General features: G+C 65.9%; 14 protein-coding genes. 1 reads left to right on the top strand and 13 read right to left on the bottom strand.

The features are described from left to right. Positions 1-75 precede the first annotated feature (75 nt). From mutL to miaB, 5 genes are read right to left on the bottom strand one after another with little or no spacing between them, the layout of a single operon-like run. Entirely contained in the window at positions 76-1,827 is a 1,752-nt protein-coding gene (mutL, locus tag IPI56_05545; protein ID MBK7545200.1) for a DNA mismatch repair endonuclease MutL, read from the bottom strand. A gap of 1 nt (position 1,828) precedes the next feature. Next, positions 1,829-2,266, bottom strand: coding sequence for a PilZ domain-containing protein (locus IPI56_05540; protein MBK7545199.1), 438 nt, complete (start codon positions 2,264-2,266; stop codon positions 1,829-1,831). Positions 2,267-2,314: 48 nt separating this feature from the next. Then, complete coding sequence (gene mutS / locus IPI56_05535) at positions 2,315-4,843, bottom strand: DNA mismatch repair protein MutS (protein ID MBK7545198.1); 2,529 nt, start codon at positions 4,841-4,843, stop codon at positions 2,315-2,317. Continuing rightward, positions 4,836-5,393, bottom strand: a complete 558-nt coding sequence (locus tag IPI56_05530) for a lytic transglycosylase domain-containing protein (GenBank protein ID MBK7545197.1) — start codon at positions 5,391-5,393, stop codon at positions 4,836-4,838. Before IPI56_05530 ends, mutS begins: the two co-directional genes overlap by 8 nt. Continuing rightward, positions 5,377-6,717 carry a tRNA (N6-isopentenyl adenosine(37)-C2)-methylthiotransferase MiaB gene (miaB, locus tag IPI56_05525; GenBank protein MBK7545196.1) on the bottom strand — a complete coding sequence of 447 codons (1,341 nt, stop codon included), beginning with the start codon at positions 6,715-6,717 and terminating at the stop codon, positions 5,377-5,379. The genes IPI56_05530 and miaB overlap by 17 nt, the downstream gene beginning before the upstream one ends. Positions 6,718-6,961: 244 nt before the next feature. Here miaB and IPI56_05520 point away from each other — a divergent pair, with 244 nt between their 5' ends. Beyond that, positions 6,962-8,317, top strand: coding sequence for a thiolase family protein (locus IPI56_05520; protein MBK7545195.1), 1,356 nt, complete (start codon positions 6,962-6,964; stop codon positions 8,315-8,317). Positions 8,318-8,323: 6 nt separating this feature from the next. On the opposite strand, the gene xerD is transcribed toward IPI56_05520, so the two are convergent. The 8 genes from xerD to IPI56_05480 are packed head-to-tail and all read right to left on the bottom strand — an operon-like array spanning position 8,324 to position 16,541. After that, entirely contained in the window at positions 8,324-9,229 is a 906-nt protein-coding gene (gene xerD / locus IPI56_05515) for a site-specific tyrosine recombinase XerD (GenBank protein ID MBK7545194.1), read from the bottom strand. A 31-nt stretch (positions 9,230-9,260) separates the two neighbouring features. After that, positions 9,261-10,346, bottom strand: coding sequence for a recombinase RecA (gene recA, locus IPI56_05510; GenBank protein ID MBK7545193.1), 1,086 nt, complete (start codon positions 10,344-10,346; stop codon positions 9,261-9,263). 45 nt (positions 10,347-10,391) lie between these two features. Beyond that, positions 10,392-10,889 (bottom strand): phosphatidylglycerophosphatase A, encoded by a 498-nt coding sequence (locus IPI56_05505; GenBank protein MBK7545192.1) that lies wholly within the window; start codon positions 10,887-10,889, stop codon positions 10,392-10,394. Next, entirely contained in the window at positions 10,886-11,506 is a 621-nt protein-coding gene (gene pgsA, locus IPI56_05500) for a CDP-diacylglycerol--glycerol-3-phosphate 3-phosphatidyltransferase (GenBank protein ID MBK7545191.1), read from the bottom strand. Before pgsA ends, IPI56_05505 begins: the two co-directional genes overlap by 4 nt. After that, the gene (rimO, locus tag IPI56_05495; protein ID MBK7545190.1) at positions 11,503-12,828 is read right to left on the bottom strand and encodes a 30S ribosomal protein S12 methylthiotransferase RimO; all 1,326 of its coding nucleotides are present in this window, start codon (positions 12,826-12,828) and stop codon (positions 11,503-11,505) included. Before rimO ends, pgsA begins: the two co-directional genes overlap by 4 nt. Positions 12,829-12,832: 4 nt before the next feature. Continuing rightward, entirely contained in the window at positions 12,833-13,654 is an 822-nt protein-coding gene (locus tag IPI56_05490) for a helix-turn-helix domain-containing protein (GenBank protein ID MBK7545189.1), read from the bottom strand. Next, positions 13,651-14,301 carry an outer membrane lipoprotein carrier protein LolA gene (locus IPI56_05485; protein ID MBK7545188.1) on the bottom strand — a complete coding sequence of 217 codons (651 nt, stop codon included), beginning with the start codon at positions 14,299-14,301 and terminating at the stop codon, positions 13,651-13,653. The genes IPI56_05490 and IPI56_05485 overlap by 4 nt, the downstream gene beginning before the upstream one ends. Then, the gene (locus IPI56_05480) at positions 14,298-16,541 is read right to left on the bottom strand and encodes a hypothetical protein (GenBank protein ID MBK7545187.1); all 2,244 of its coding nucleotides are present in this window, start codon (positions 16,539-16,541) and stop codon (positions 14,298-14,300) included. The genes IPI56_05485 and IPI56_05480 overlap by 4 nt, the downstream gene beginning before the upstream one ends. Positions 16,542-16,545: the final 4 nt, after the last annotated feature.

Below are 16,545 nucleotides of genomic sequence, written 5' to 3'. Positions count from 1 at the left end.
GTTCCCCGGTAAGAAAACCGGACGGATCAAGGGGATACTATCGATGCAGGGGCAAGAACCCAATTGTTCCCGGTTTTAAAGACGGTGAAAGCGCTTGGCCAGGTCTTCGCTCGCCAATTGGAGGAAGGTCGGCCGTCCGTGGGGACACGTCCACGGGTGTTCCACCGACTGCAATTGGACGATCAACCGATCCATCTCGGGAGGGGCCAAGGGGTCCCCCGCTTTGACGGAGCCCCGGCAGGCCGCCCGAACGAGAACCGCGTCCACCCCCCGCGCCAGCCGCCCCTGCAGCATGTCTTCGACCAACCCTTCCAAAACCGGCCGGACCAAGTGTTCGGGCAAGGCCGCCGGCACGGCGCGCACCCGCAGGGCGCCGCCGCCAAAGGGTTCCAGATCAAACCCCAGGGCGTCCCACTCCCCGCGCCGTTCGGTCAACAGGGCGGCCGCTTCCGGCGAGGGTTCCCACACCCAGGGGATCAGCAGGGGTTGCCGCGCCGGGGCGCCGGCCTCGTTGCGACGGCGGAGAGCTTCGTAGAGCACGCGCTCGGCCGCCGCGTGCTGGTCGAAAACGAAACACCGGTCGTCCACGCGGGCGAGGATGTAGGTGGCGTACAACTGGGAAAGGGGCTCGAACCGCGCGGCCTTGAATTCGTCCAGGGGCAAGGGTTCGCCGGAAGCGCGTTCGGCGGCGGGGAGGCCGTCGAGCGAACGGTAAACGCCGCCGAACTCGGCGGCGCGGAACGTCGGCGACGGCGCGACCGCCCTCGGGGGCGGGGTGTCGACGGGCGCGCCGGCCGGGGCCGCCGAAAAGGCGAAGACCGCCCGGGGCGTGGCGCTGTGTTCCAACGCTTCGCGCACCGCGCGGCTCACCAACCCGTGCAATTCCTCTTCGTGCGAAAGGCGCACCTCGCGCTTGGTGGGGTGCACGTTCACGTCCACGAGCGTGGGGTCGATTTCCAAAAAGAGGACCGCCGCCGGGTGTCGGCCCACCAACAGACGGCCGCGGTATCCGTCGTAAAGGGCGTGGAGCAACCGCCGGTTCGTCACCGGCCGATGGTTGATGAACAACCGCTGGTAACGGGCCGTGGCCTGGGGCGAATGGACGTCCGAGACCCAGCCGTGAACGGACGCGTATTTTTGTTCCGCGCGGACGGTTTTGAGGGTGTCGGCCCGCGCCCCGCCCCAAAGGGCGGCCAGCCGGTCCCGGTCCGCGCCCGGGGCGGAGGTCGAAAGGGACCAGACGTCCTTGCCTTCGGCGGAAACGCGCCAGGACACCCCCGGCGCCGCCAGGGCCGCGTCCTCGGCCACGCGCAGCAACTGGCCGCGTTCGGTGGCGTCGGACTTTAGAAATTTAAGCCGCGCCGGGGTGTTGAAAAACAAGTCGGCGACGGTCACGGTGCTCCCCACCGGGGCCCCGGCCGGTCCCTCCGAAACGACGCGGCCCCCGTCCACGGCGATGCGCCAACCGCCGGTGGTTTCCGCGGGGCGGGTCAGCAACTCAAAGCGCGAAACCGCCGCGATGGAGGGCAGCGCCTCGCCGCGGAACCCGTAGGTGCGGACGCGGTCGAGATCGGCCAGTGTCGTGATTTTGGAAGTGGCGTGGCGCTCCAGGGCGAGGCGCGCGTCTTCGGGCGACAGACCGCACCCGTCGTCGGTCACCCGCAGGCGCGTTCGTCCGGCGTCCCGGATTTCAATGTCCAGGCGCGTCGCCCCGGCGTCGAGACTGTTCTCGATGAGTTCTTTGAGGACGGCGGCGGGGCGCTCGACGACCTCGCCCGCGGCGATGCCGCGAACGATGTCCTCGGGAAGTTGATGGACCTTGCCCAAATTAATGTTTGAGTTTAACGGGTTTCGCGCACAGGGAGAAGTAGCCGCACTCCCGGAAACACACGTCTTTGATGCCGAAGGAAAGCTTCAGTTCGCAATCCTGGAAGGCCTCGGCCATGTTGTTGATGCGGTGCAAGGTCTCGTGGGACAAATGATCGAACCGGACCCCGATGGCGGTGGTGTCGCCCTTGGGCTCCGTCCAGGCCACGCGGCCCAGCAGTTCCAAATTCTCCAACCCGTGAATGTCGAGGATCATCTTGAGGCGCGCTTCCCCGGAAACGTGGGCGAACACGACGAGGGACATGCCCCCGCCGGAAAGGTCGGTCAACACCGCCGGCACTTCGCGCGCGGGGTGGTCCATGACGAAGAGATCCACGGGTTCCGCCATGTCCTTCAAAACCGGGAATCGTTTGTGACGCCGCTTTTCCGTTTTCAGCATAATCGCCCCCCCTGTGGTCTTCGACTCATCATAACACAGGCGCGTTGTTCAAAGCAATCGACGGAGTTCCGCCACCAGGGCCAGGGCTTCCAGCGGGGTCAATCGATCGGGATCCACGCCGCGCAGGCGCTCCACCGCCGGGTGCCCGGCGAACAATTCCCCCTGGGCCGACGGAGCGGCCGCCGCGGCGGCCCCCAGGCGCTCCCCGTTTTCCAGCGCCCGCAACAGCGCCCGGGCCCGGGCCACCGCCGCCGCGGGCAGGCCGGCCATTTGAGCCACGTGCACGCCGTAGGACCGGTCCGCCGGCCCGGGCAACACCCGGTGCAAAAACACCAGTTCCGTTTTACCGTCGGGCTTCGTCCATTCGCGCACCGCCGCGTGGACATTGCGCGCCCCGCGGTGCGACGCCGCCAGAGCCGTCAATTCGAAATAGTGGGTCGCGAAGAGGACTTTCGGGGCGGGTTGGTCGGGTCGTCCCAGCAGGTGCTCGGCCACGGCCCAGGCGACCGCCACCCCGTCGTAGGTCGAGGTCCCCCGCCCCACCTCGTCCAGAACGATGAGACTGCGCGCGGTCGCGTTGTTCAGGATGTCCGCCACCTCGCGCATTTCCACCAAAAACGTCGAAGCGCCGCCCGCCAAATTGTCGCCCGCGCCGATACGGGTGAACACCCGGTCCACCAAACCCAAAACCGCTTTTTCCGCGGGCACGTGGGACCCCATTTGCGCGAGGACCGCCGCCAGGGCCGTCTGCCGCAGGAACGTCGATTTGCCACCCATGTTGGGTCCGGTGACGAGCCACAGCCGGTTTTCCCCTCCGTCCAACAACACGTCGTTGGGAACGAAGGGCCCCGCCCCCCGTTCCTCCAGCACCCGTTCCACCACCGGATGCCGGGCTTTTTCCAAAAGGAACCCGTCGCCCGGCACGATTTTGGGGCGCGTCCAGCGGCCCCGTTCGGCCGCCTCCGCGAGGGAAGCCAGCGCGTCCACGCGGCCCAGGGACTCCGCCAACCCCCACAGGGCTTCGCGGTGCGCCACGACCTTGGCGCGGACCTCGGCCAGCAGGTCGCGCTCCAGCGCCTTGGCTTTTTCCTCGGCCCCCAAAATCTTGTCCTCCTGGGCCTTGAGTTCCGGCGTCACGAAACGCTCGGCGTTGGCCAGGGTCTGTTTGCGGATCCATTCCGCGGGGACCTTGGCCAGATTCGCCCGCGACACCTCCAGGTAATACCCGAACACCGACGTAAACCCCACCTTAAGGGAACCGATGCCCGTCCTCCGCCGTTCGTCGGCCTCCAAATCCGACACCCACCCCCGCCCCCGTTTGGCCAGGTCGCGCCATTCGTCCAGGGGCGCCGAATACCCATCGCGGATCACCCCGCCCTCCGAAAGACGGACGGGCGGGTCCTCGGCCAGGGCTATCTCCAGCAATTCCACCAGGGCGGAGGGCGCGGTCAATCCGGCGATCAAGGGGCGCAGGGGGTGTTCGCCGTCCAAGGACGTGGCCCCCCCGAGGATCCGCGCCGCCTCGGGCGTCAAGCGCAGGGTCCGCCGCAGGGCGCCGAGGTCCCGGCCCGTGGCCGTCCCGGCGGAAAGCCGCGCCAGGATCCGTTCCACGTCCGCCGTCCCGCGGCAGAGTTCGCCCAGGGCCCGCCGCTCCCGGCGGGCTTCGAGGAAAAACGCGACCCCCCGTTGCCGTTCCTGAATCGCCGCCGGGTCCATCAACGGGTGCAAAAGCCAATGCTTCAAACGCCGTCCGCCCATGGCCGTCGCCGTGTGGTCCAAGAGGTCCCACAGGCACACCGGTCCGGCCTGCGTCCGGGGCCCCGGCGGCGGCAACAAATCCAACCGTTCAACGGTTTGTTCGTCCAACACCATGAATTCCGCGGCGCGGTGCTCCCGCGGCTCGCGAAAACCCGCGGCCGCCGCGGGCTGGTTGCGTTTCACGTAGGCCAGCACCGCCGCCAGGGCGTCGCCGGCGGCCCGGCGCCCGTTCGTGGACTCCCCGACAAAATATTGCGGCGCCCAGGGGGTGACGGTCTTTTCGATGGCCACGGGGTGGCCTTCGGGCCAGAGGATTTCGCGGGGGTTCAGGCGCCCCAACTCGTCGGCGATTTCCGCCGCGCCCGGGAGCGTCGCCGTCACGAGTTCCCCCGTGGACATGTCCGCCCAGGCCAGTCCCCAGGCTTCCCCGGGGCCGCCGGGGCGGACGGCCGCGAGGAAATTGTTGTCCTTGGCGTTCAACAGTTCGTCTTCCAGGATCGTGCCCGGGGTGACGACCCGCACGACCTCGCGGGTCACCATGCCCTTGGCGGTGGCGGGATCCTCCATTTGTTCGGCGATGGCCACGCGCCATCCGGCGCGGAGCAGTTTCCCGAGGTGGGCGGGCAGGGCGTGGTGCGGCAAGCCGCACATGGGAATTCCCTGCCGTTGCGTCAGGACCAATTCCAAGACAGGGGCCGCCCGGCGGGCGTCGTCCTCAAACAGTTCGTAAAAATCCCCCAGGCGAAAGAACAACAGCGCGTCGGGGTTTTTGGCCTTGAGCGCCGCGTGCTGGCGCATGAGCGGGGTGGGTTCAGCCACGGGCCCTCCCGGCGACCCAGCGCAGACGTTCCTCCGTGCGGTTCACCCGCTCAATCAACGCGCGCGTTTCCGGAAAGGGGATCTTTTCCACGGTCAACGGGCCGGACTTTAACCACTCCCGGGCGTTCTTGGGGCCCGCGTTGTAAGCGGCCAACAAGGCCACACGGTCATCGCCGAATTCGTTTCGCAGAACCGAAAGGTAATAAACGCCGAGACGGATGTTGGTTTCGGGGTCTTCCAAATCCATTTTGTCGGGGGCCAGCCCCAACCGCCGGGCCATGTCGTAACCCGTCTCCGGCATGATTTGCATGAGCCCCACCGCCCCCCGGGGGGACCGGGCCGAACGGGCGAAGCTGGACTCCACCCGCACCAGCGCCATGATGAAAAGGGGATCAAACCCTCGCTCTTTGGCGTAATGATCCACATGGTCCGCGTGAAAGAGCGGGGCCGCCATCCGCCAATAAAAGCCGCGGGGGGTGAAAAAAGCCGCCACGCACAGCGCGGCCACACCGCCCCACAAAAGCGCACGCGTTTTAGGTCGGATCGCCATAAAGTGTTTTTCCCTCGGCCCCGGTCACCCGGACGCGGCGGCGCTCGCCCGGGCGGGCCGCGCGGTCGGCGCGGACGAACATTTTTCGGTTGTGGGCCGTGCGTGTTTCCCATTCCCAGCCCGCGTCGGCGGGGAGGACCGCCTCGACCAACACGTCCTGGATCGTTCCGGCCAGGGCGGCCAGTTTGGCCCGGGCGCGTTCGTCCAAAAGCGCCTGGAGCGCGGCGTGCCGGCGCTCTTTCTCGGCCGGGGGCACGTCGTCGGCCGAACCCGCCGAGGCCGTTCCGGGACGGGGCGAGTATTTGAACACGTAGGCCCCGTCCAAATCGGCCTCCCCCACCAGGGACACCGTCGACTCGAAATCGTCCTCGGTTTCGCCGGGAAACCCCACGATGAAATCCGTGGTAAAGGACATTTCCGGCCGTGCCGTCCGCAAAAGACGTGTTTTCTCCAGGTATTTCGCCCGCGTGTGGTTGCGGCGCATCCGGGACAGGACGGCGTCGGACCCCGACTGCACCGGGAGGTGGAGGTGCGGCGCGATCGCGGGGGTCTCCGCGAAAACAGCCGCGAATTTATCGTCGATGTATTGGGGGTGGGGGCTCATAAAACGCAGGCGCTCCACGCCCGGGAGAGCGGACAGGGCGCGCAACAGGTCCGAAAAATCATTGATGTCGGCGCCGTCGCGTCCGGGGTTGGGCCCCCCGGGCCGGTAGGAGTTCACGGTTTGGCCCAAGAGGGTCAACTCCCATTGGCCCCGGGCGGCGCGGGCGGCGGCCTCGTCCAGAACGCTCAAGGCGGGCCGGTACACCTCCCGTCCGCGCACGGCCGGGACCACGCAATAAGAACAGGAAAAATTGCACCCCCGCATGATGGTCACAAACCCGGCCACCCCTTCGCCGGGCAGGGTTGTGTCGTCCAAGCCCGCGCCCCACCCCCAGGCCTCCTCCCACTCCCGGCGGCCGTCGAAGGCCGTGCGCGGCCAGCGCTCGTCCAATATTTCGTCGAACCGCGCGATGGATTTGGCCCCGATCACGAGGTCCACCTGGGGGAATCGGCGCGAAAGCCGCGGGCCCAGCCGTTCCGCGGCGCACCCCGCCATCACGAGCAATCGCCGCCCGCCGGCCCGCCAATCCGCCAGTCGCCCAAGGCGGGAGAGGGCCTTGTCCTCGGCGTGCTGACGCACGGTGCAGGTGTTGACCAGCACCACGTCGGCCAGGGCGGGGTCGGTCGTGGCTTCAAACCCCCGCGCTTTGAGGCGCCGGCCCATCTCCAGCCCGTCGGCCACGTTCATCTGGCAACCGAATGTCTCGACGTAAAATTTCACGGGACCATTTTATCAGATTAACCTGAACTTCTCAGTTGGCACGAGGACCGAGACGAACGAGGCCGTGGCTTTTTCGACGAAAAAGTGAGGTCGATGCGGTGACATCGGACGAACTTTTTGAAGAAGAAAAAGTCCGGCATCGTTCGTCGAATCCCGCGCCCAACTGAGAAATTCAGGTTAACGCCCTTGACGCCCCTTCCCCTCGGGGTTAGCCTTGAATTGAGCGGCAGCCGGGGAGGAAGCCATGAAACCGATCCAAAAGAAAATCGTGATTTGCGGCGGCGTGCGAACGCCCATCGGCCACGTGGGCAAGAGCCTGGCGGGATACCTCCCCGAACAGCTGATGGAAATCGTGCTTCGGGCCGCCCTTCAGCGGACGTCCCTTTACCCCCACGCGGTGGACGGCGTGTTGGTGGGCTGGGTCGGACAGGGGTCCCACGCGCCCAACATCGCGCGGGTTTCGGCCCTCAAAGCCGGCCTGCCCGAAAAAGTCCAGGCCTACACCATTCAAACCAACTGCATTTCCAGCCTGGAAACCGTGGCCAGCGCCTACCGGCACATCATCATGGGCGAAGGCGAGGTGTATCTGGCCGGGGGCACGGAATCCATGTCCACCTTCCCCTATGTCATCCGCGGGTCCCGCGACACGAAGGCCCTGCGGTCCCTCGAAGCCTTAAAAACCAATTGGGGCGCCCTGTGGGACACCCCCGATATCGCCATCAACGACACCACCGAAGAAGGACTCACCGACCCGATCTGCAAAATCAACATGGCCGCCACCGCGGAAGTTTGCGCCCAAATGTACTCCATTTCCCGCGAGGCCCAGGACAAGTACGCCCACCAGAGCTACGCCCGGGGCCTCGCGGCGGAAAAACGCGGGTTTTACGATTCCCACATCGTCCCCATCGTCCGCGACGGCGTGAAAGTGTTGGACAAGGACGAGTATCCCTTCCTGCGCGAAAGCCTGGTGGAGAAACCCCGCATGCTTGAAAAAGCGCCCACCATTTTCGACGGCCCCTCCTACTCCATCAAGGATTTTTACCGTGACAACGGCCAATTCATTTTGGGGAAAACCTACGAGGAAGGCAAAACCCGGGGAACCCTGTCGCTCTTCAACGCCTGCGCCCGCTCGGACGGGGCGGCCGCCGTGATCGTGACCACCGAAGAGCGCGCCAAAGATCTCGGACTTGAAATCATGGCGGAAATCCATTCCTGGGGGTTCTGGGGCACGAGCCCGGCCTACATGGGCGTGGCCCCGGTGTTCGCCACCGGGGTGGCCCTGGAGCGGGGCGGGATTCCCTTTCACGAACTCGACCAAATCGAGTTGCACGAAGCCTTCGCCGCCACGTGCCTGTCGATTTTCCGCGTCGGCAAGGAGAAATACCGCCAGAACTGGGACGCGGCCTACGAAAAAGGCATCCTCAACCCCAACGGCGGCACGCTGTCGCTGGGGCACCCCCTGGCGGCCACGGGCGTGCGGTTATTGCTCAACGTGATCCACGCCATGAAAGAAAACAGCAACGCCCGCTACGGCTTGGCCACCGCCTGCGCCTCGGGCGGTCTGGGCGGCGCCATGATCCTCAAGCGCCCCGGCGCCTAAATATCCCTATCCCCGCGGGTGGAATTTCCGGTGGGCGTCCTTGAGTCCCTGCCGGTCGACGTGCGTGTAGATTTGCGTGGTGGAAATGTCGGCGTGTCCCAACATCTCCTGAACGGCGCGTAAATCCGCCCCGCCGCGGAGCAGATGGGTGGCGAAGGAGTGACGCAGGGTGTGCGGGCTGAGCGGCCGGTGAACGCCCGCGGCCCTTGCCCAACGCCGCAGTTCGTACCAGAAGGCCACCCGCGTGAGGGGTTTTCCCCCCGGCCCCACAAAAGCGAAGCCGTGGGAGTCGGGCAAGTCCTTCCGGGTGTCCCAGTAGCTTTTGATGGCGTGCACGGCCCGGCGGTTCACGGGCACCACCCGTTCCTTCCCGCCCTTGCCGAAGACCCGCAAAAACCCCAATTCCAAATCCACGCCGTTGGTGGGGAGGCCCACCAATTCGCTCACCCGCAAACCGGAGGCGTACAACACCTCCAGCATGGCCTTGAACCGAAGCGTCCGGGGCGTGGACGATGGGGCGTGGGCGAGCAGGCGGTTCACTTCGTCGACCCCCAACACCTTGGGCAATCGTTGCGGGGTTTTGGGAGAGGAGAGGTTCTCGGTGGGGTCCTGGGCGCAGCGGCCCTCGGATTTGAGGAAACGGTGGAACTGCCGCAGGCTTTCGCCCAGGCGGGCGAGGCTCGTGGCTTTCAGGCGCGATCGCCTCTCCCATAAAAAATCCGTGAGCACGGGCGGCGTCACGGCCTCGAGGCCCAGGCCCCGTTTTTGCAGAAAAGCCACGTAGGGCCGCAAATCGGACCCGTAGGCCGCCACGGTGTTGGCCGCCAACTTCCGCTCGACCCGCAAATGATCGACGAATTCCCTCAGCGGCCCGTCGGGCGTCGCCGGAGCGACCGGGGGCGAATCCGGCATGGGTTCCCGGCGCGGGGGAGGGCCCGCGCGATCAATCCTTGGCGCGGCCCGCCTTGGCCGTTTCGCGTTCCTTGGGTTTGGCCTCGGGCTTCGGCTCCGGCTTTTCCACCAACGCGGCCTCGCCGGGCATGTATTTCGCGCGCACGGCGCGTTCAATGGCGTCGGCGACGCTCGGGTTTTCCTTCAGGAACCCGCGCGCCGCGTCGCGGCCCTGGCCCAGGCGGTCTTCCTTGTGGAGGTACCAGGTGCCGGCCTTTTCCACGATGCCCGCGTTGACGCCCATGTCGAGCAGGCAGTTTTCGCGGGAGATGCCCTCGCCGAACAACATGTCGAACTCGGCCTGCTGGAAGGGCGCGGCCACCTTGTTCTTCACCACTTTCACCCGCACGCGGTTGCCCACCACGCGGTCCCCCTGTTTGATGCTCTCGACCCGGCGAATGTCCAGGCGGACGGAGGAGTAAAATTTCAGCGCCATGCCGCCGGTGGTGGTTTCGGGGTTGCCGTACATGACGCCGATCTTCATGCGCAACTGGTTGATGAAGACGATGAGCGTTTTGGACCGCGCGATGTTGGAAGTGAGCTTCCGCAGGGCCTGGCTCATGAGCCGCGCCTGCAACCCGACGTGGGAATCGCCCATCTCCCCCTCGATTTCGGCGCGGGGCACCAACGCCGCCACCGAATCGACGACGATGATGTCCACGGCGCCGCTGCGCACGAGCTGGTCGGCGATTTCCAAGGCCTGCTCGCCGGAATCGGGCTGGGAAATCAAGAGGTTGTCGATGTCGACGCCGAGTCGTTTGGCGTATTCGGGATCCATCGCGTGCTCGGCGTCGATGTAAGCCGCCGTGCCGCCCAATTTTTGGGCCTGGGCCACCGCGTGCAAGCAAAGCGTCGTTTTCCCAGAGGATTCGGGCCCGTAAACTTCAACAACGCGACCGCGGGGCAACCCGCCCACGCCGAGGACCACGTCCAGGGGCAGCGCGCCCGTGGGAATCACGTCCACCTTCACCTTGGCCGATTTTTCGCCCAACTTCATGATGGCCTCTTTGCCGTGTTGTTTCTCGATGGTGGCCATGGCCAACTGCAGCGCCTTCAATTTATCTTCTTTGGTGGTCATAGGGACTCCTTTTCCCGCGTTAACTTTTCGTCTCTGACCCAAACACTATACAAATAAATAGCCGCCCCACGCCACCGCGCGCAACAGGAGCATCGCCATCAAGGCGGCGGCCAGGTCGTCGGCCACGATCCCCCACCCCCCCGGCAAACGCGCGCTGTGCCGCCCCCAGGGGCCTTTCCACACGTCGAAAACACGGAAAAACAAAAACGCCAAGAGCATCGGGCCCGGAGTCCGCGGCAACCCCGCGCAGGCGAGCCAAACGCCGGCAACCTCATCGATGACGATCCGCGGGTCGTCGTGGTCCATGCGCTTTTCCGCATGGTGGCTGACCCAGACGGCGAAGAGCGCCATCGACAAGCAGGCGAGGGCGTAGGCGGCCGGGTTTGTGGGCAGGAGCCAAACCAAACCCCAGCCCACCGCGGTGCCGAGCAGCCCGCCGCCCTTCCACTTTTTCAGCGGGACGAGGCGATAGGGCAGCGTCCCCACGAATCCCACGGTGGCCGCCGTCAGGAAAAAAGCGTCGCGGCAGCGTCCGCCGTTCACGGTTGTTCCCGCAGCAAGGCCGCGTGCCGCACCAGGTAGCGGACGCCGGTGTGGACCGACACGAGGGTCGCGCCGAACATCATCCAGAAGGGAATGAATTCCAACAACCGCCCGGCGGCCGCGGCCCAGGCGCCGCGCGCGGCCAGGTCCTCCACGCTCACCCCGGCGAATTGCGCCAGGGCCGCGCGGGACATCATCGCCACCAGGATCGTGAGAATGGCCGCGTTCTGAACGGACGTTTTGTATTTCCCCCCGTCGTCCGCCGCTAGGGAGAGGCCGTGGGTGGCCGCCACGCCGCGCAGTCCGGTGATGAGGAATTCGCGCCCCACGATCGCCACCACCATCCAGGCCGGCACGTGAAGCGCGCGCACTTCCACAAACGCGATGAAAGCCCCCGTGATGATGAGCTTGTCGGCCAAGGGGTCCAAGAAGACCCCCAGCGGGGTGATGAGATTGTGCTTGCGGGCCAAATACCCGTCGACCAAATCCGTCACGCCCGCCGCTATGAAAACGAGCAACGCCGCCGTTTGGGAATAGAAATTCTCGTGCAGGACGAACGCCATGAAGACCGGCGTCGCGAACAACCGTCCCAGGGTCAGTTTGTTGGGCAAATTCATGGAACCGGCGCCTCCGCGCTTTTTTTCAATGTCGCCTTCAAGTCGAACCCGTCGACCCCCGTGACCGCCGCGGCGAACAGGCCCGGCCGACGGGGCCAGCGGGCCAATCGAACCCCGCCGTCCACTTCCGGGGCCTGGTGCGCGGCGCGGGCCGACCAACCGGCGGGCCCCCGTTCCACCAAAACCGCGATGGGTCGTCCGATCCGGGCCGCGTCTTTTTTCGCCTTGACCCGCCGGTGCGCGTCCAAGAGGCGTTGCCACCGTTCGTTCACGACCTCCGTGGGCACCAGGCCCGGCAACCGCGCCGACGGGGAGCGCGGCTCGAAGGAGTACGGAAACACCCCCACGTGTTCGAACACCCCCGTGTCCACCAGTTTTTCAAGGCGGCGGAAGTCGGCGTCCGTCTCGCCGGGAAACCCGACGATGAACGTCGTCCGCAACGCCAACCCGGGCACCCGCTTCACCAACCGGTCCAAAAGGCGTCGGGTCTCTTTTTCGCCGCTGTCGCGGGCCATGGCTTTCAACACCGGGTCGGCGATGTGCTGCAACGGCATGTCCAGATACCCCAACAGCTTCGGCTCCCCGGCCAACAGCGCGATCAACGCGTCGTCGACTTCCGACGGGTAGGCGTAGAGGAGGCGCAACCAGTCCAGCTTCGGCCAGGACGCCAGTTCCTCGATCAAAAACGGCAACCGACGGCCCGTGTCCCGGCCGTAATCGGTGGTGTCCTGGGAAATCAACACCAGCTCGCGCACCCCCCGGTCGGTCAGGTCCCGGGCCTCCGCGAAAATGTCCTCCGGCGGCCGGCTCTTGAGGGACCCGCGCAACTGGGGAATGACGCAAAACGTGCAACGGTGGTTGCAACCTTCGGAGATCCGCACGTAGGCGGACAACTGCCCCGGCGGAAGGGGGCGGGGGCGGCTCGCGTCGTGGTAGCCCGCGGGGCCCGACCGGGGAATCGCCGGGGGAGCGGATCGTTTTCGCCGCAGGCCCTCCAAGACGGCGGGCAGTCGGTCAAATTGCCCCGTTCCCAATATCGCGTCCACCCCGGGCAGCCGGCGGCCGTTCAAATATTGGGCGAAACAACCCGTCAGGACCACCGAGGCCTTGGGGGAAGCCCGCCGCACGTTGCCCAGGGTGTCCCGGGCTTCTTGGCGGGCGGCGTCCAAAAATCCGCAGGAATGGACGACCACCAAATTGGCGTTGGGGATGTCGGCGGTGAGGTCCCAACCGTCCCGGGCCAGGCGGGACGACATGCTTTCCGCCTCCACCTGATTTTTGGCGCATCCCAGGACCACAAAGGCCACGCGGCCGAGGGACATAAATTCAGGGTGTCTTGACGGTGTGGGTGGAAACGGGATCCGAAGGGACGATGGCCGCGGTCGCGCTCCGGGACGGCCAAACGAAATCCCCGGGGGCGGTGCTGTCGGACTTGGACGCGAAGGTCCCGTCGATGCTCAACTCCACGCGCGAACTGTTGCCCAAGCGCAAGCGCGCCGCGTTGTTGAAGGGCCATGTGCGCAGGTCGCCCGCTTTCAACGTGCCTTCGAACTTGACCGCGCCGTCCAACCGGACCCGCACCCAAACGGGCAGGGTCGCCTTCAAAACCAACGTGTGGCCGTTGGGGCTCGTCGTTGGGGAAGTTTCGACCGCCGCGGGAGCCCCCCCGGGGACCGTTCCCGTGCTGAACACCACATCGGGCTCCGTGACCTGGTTCAAGGGCATATCCGCGAGGGTGGTGCGAATTTCTTGGTGACGGAAAAAGTAGAACCCCCCCGCCCCGGCCAGGATCAAGGCCACCAACAACAACCCGAATCGAATGGGCGCCAGGGAGGCGTCGTCCAAAGCTTCGGGAACGGGTTTGGGATGGGAAAACGCCGGTTTTTCCACCACGCCCACCGCCTCGCGGACCCGGGCCACCATGTCTTTGGAATCCAGACCCAAAAATTCCGCGTACTTGACCAAAAATCCTTCGAGATAGACCCGGGCGGGAAGGTCCGACCAGCGTTCCTCTTCGAGGGCGTTCAGATAACGGGTGGGCACGCGCAGCGCCCGCGTCACATCTTCAAGGGCCAAGCCTTTTTGGAGACGGCGGTTTTTGAGCGTCTGCCCCAGAAGGCCCGGCGTGTTGGGATCCAGTTCGCTCATGGCGCGATCACCGGCATATCCAGCACCTCCGTGCCGGCGGGGGGTTTGAACCGAAAGAGGGTTTTGGCCAAGCGGGGGTTCACCCGGACGTTGGCCAACGTCACCTCGGTCTTCACGGTTTCGGCGCTCAAGGCGGTTTTCATCGCGACGCCGGTTTTCATGTCGACCCAGAGCCGCACCACGGTGTCCCCCCCGGCTTTGGGGGTCAACACCAAAACCGGCGTCTCGCCGGCGGCATCATCGACGGAGACGTTGAATTCCCTTTTCAAATCGGCCGCCTTCCATTGGAAACTTCCAAGACCGGCGGGCACCCCCTGGGCGCCCAACACGCCTTTCAAAGTGTCCCTGATCACCTGTTTGTGGGCCGGGGTGTGGATCCACAGGTGGGTGCCGTCCGACACCACCGTTTGCGCCGCGGGGCCCGCGGTCTCGATGCGGAAGCGATCGGGGCGTTGAAAGGAAACCCGGCCCGAAACCGCGGTTTCCGTTTTTCCGACGGACAAGCTCGCCGTCTGGCGGTAATCGAACGAAAGGGTTTTGATTTCGCCCTCGGAGCGTTCCAGGCGTCCCAACACGTCTTCGACCGAGGCGGCGGACAACGCCCCCGCGCTCAAGACCAAAGCCATTCCCCACAAGACGCGCATCATTCGGTTTCCTCCGTCGATTCGCCGGCGGTCGCCGCGGACGGCAACCGGAACAGATCCTGGATTTTATCAAAATTGATTTCCCACTTATTGGTGCCCTCGGGCTTGTGAATGTACCCCCGCACCTCGAGCAACGACAACACGTTGGTCGCCCGGGCCGACGACCCGAAATGGGCCTTGAGCAGATCCTGCGAGACCCGCTTGCGCTCCATGATCAGCCGAAGGGCCTGGTCCAGCTCTTGGCGGGTTTCCGCGTCCTCCGCGGCCGCCTGGGTGGCGGCCATCTCGGCGAAAATGTCGGGGTAGCGGGGGCCGCCCTGGGATTTCAAGAATCCCACGACGGCCTCGACCTCTTTTTCCGAGACGAAAGCCCCCTGCAGGCGGATCGGTTGCGGGGCCCCGGCGGGCAAAAAGAGCATGTCGCCGCGGCCCACGAGGGACTCGGCGCCGGGCGTGTCCAAAATGACGCGGCTGTCGGTTTGGGAAGCGACCCGCAGCGCGATGCGCGCGGGCAGGTTCGCCTTGATCACGCCGGTGATCACGTCCACGGAGGGGCGCTGCGTGGCCAGCACGAGGTGGATGCCCACCGCGCGGGCCATCTGGGCGAGGCGTTGGATGCAATCCTCGACCTCCCGGGCGGAAATCAGCATCAAATCCGCCAATTCGTCGATCACGACCACGATGTAAAACTCGGGGGGCAACCCCTGGGCGGCCCTTTTGTCGTTGTACCCTTCGATGTTGCGCACGTTGGCTCGGGCGAATACGTCGTAGCGGTGCTCCATCACTTTCACCAGACGCACCAGGGCCTTGGCGGCCTCCTTGGGCTGCGTGATGACCTGCGCCCCCTCGGCCCCGGTGCGGGGGTCGTAGAGGTGCGGCATGCCTTCGTAAAACGGCAGCTCGAGCCGTTTGGGGTCGATGAGCACGAATTTCACACGGTCCGGCGTGGCCCGCAGCAAGATCGACATAATGAGCGTGTGGATGCACACCGATTTGCCCGTGCCCGTCGCGCCGGCGACGAGCAAGTGCGGCATGGGGGCCAGGTCGGCGAAAAAAGGTTCGCCGGAACTCGATTTGCCGAGGGCGACGGCCAGGGGCGACCGCGTGGACTGGACGCGGGCGTCGGAAAGGATTTCTTTTAACCCGACGGTCACCGTTTCGGGGTTGGGCAGCTCGATGCCCACGGCCCCCTTGCCGGGCACCGGGGCCAGGACGCGCACGCGCGTCGCTTTCATGGCGAGGGCGATGTCGTCGGAGAGATTCACGATGGAACTGATTTTGACGCCGGGCGCGGGCTCCAAATCGAACCGGGTGATCACGGGCCCCGGGTGGATGTCCGTCGTGCGCGCCTGGACGCCGAAATTTTGAAGGGTCTGCTCGAGGAGGCGCGCCTTGGCGACCAAATCCCCCTCGGCGGGCGGCGCCGACGACCCCGTGTAGTCCTGCAACAAAGTGAGGGCCGGCAATCTAAAAACCGGCACCGGGGCCGTTGGGGGCGAGAGGGATCCCGTTGCCGCCGCGGGTTTTTCCTCGGCGGCCGGTTTCGGGGGCGGGGTGTCCAACGCGGGCCGGGGCGCGGGTTTGGGCGGGGCCGCGGGGCGTTCGATGCGCGGCGTTCCCGCCGGCGCGATCGCGACGACGGGGTCGGGCGCCGTTATGGGCCGGGGTTTCACAACGACTTCCCGGGCGACCCGGATTTCCCGGCGCGCGCGCCGCCATTCGTTCAAATCATCCCGGAGCCGGTTCCAGACCCATTCCACCACGGCGGCGGGGGTGACGCGGAAAAGAGCCGTGACCACAAAAGCGGCCCCCGCCAAGGAGACGAGCCAGGCGCCGGGCGCGCCGAACATGCGGGAGAATAAATCCGCCCCCGCCAACCCGACCAGGCCGGCGACGTTGGCCCCGTAGGCCAAACGGGAAAATAAGCTCACAAAGCAAAGTCCGAAAAACAACAGGCCCGACCACAGAGCGGCGCGCAACACCCCCTGGGGCCAAGGGCGCGACAGGGACAACCGCAAACCGACGTAACCCGTTAACAGGGGCACGAAAAAACGGCCGATGCCGAAAGCGGTGGCCAAGGCGCCCTTGATGGGCCGGCCCCAATCGCCGAACGGGAACAACACGGTGTAAAAAGCGATGAGCGAAGCGGAAGCGAGGGCGACGCCGACGAGGGGCATCCGTGACGCCGCGGTCCGGCGGCGGGCGCGTGTGGGCGAAGAGCGGTAGCGGGCGAAGAGTTTCATGAGT

Source organism: Elusimicrobiota bacterium (genome assembly GCA_016706425.1).
In the GTDB taxonomy this organism is placed as follows: domain Bacteria; phylum Elusimicrobiota; class Elusimicrobia; order FEN-1173; family FEN-1173; genus JADJJR01.
Note: the sequence above shows the minus strand (reverse complement) of the source record. Positions and strands in the feature narration are given on the sequence as shown.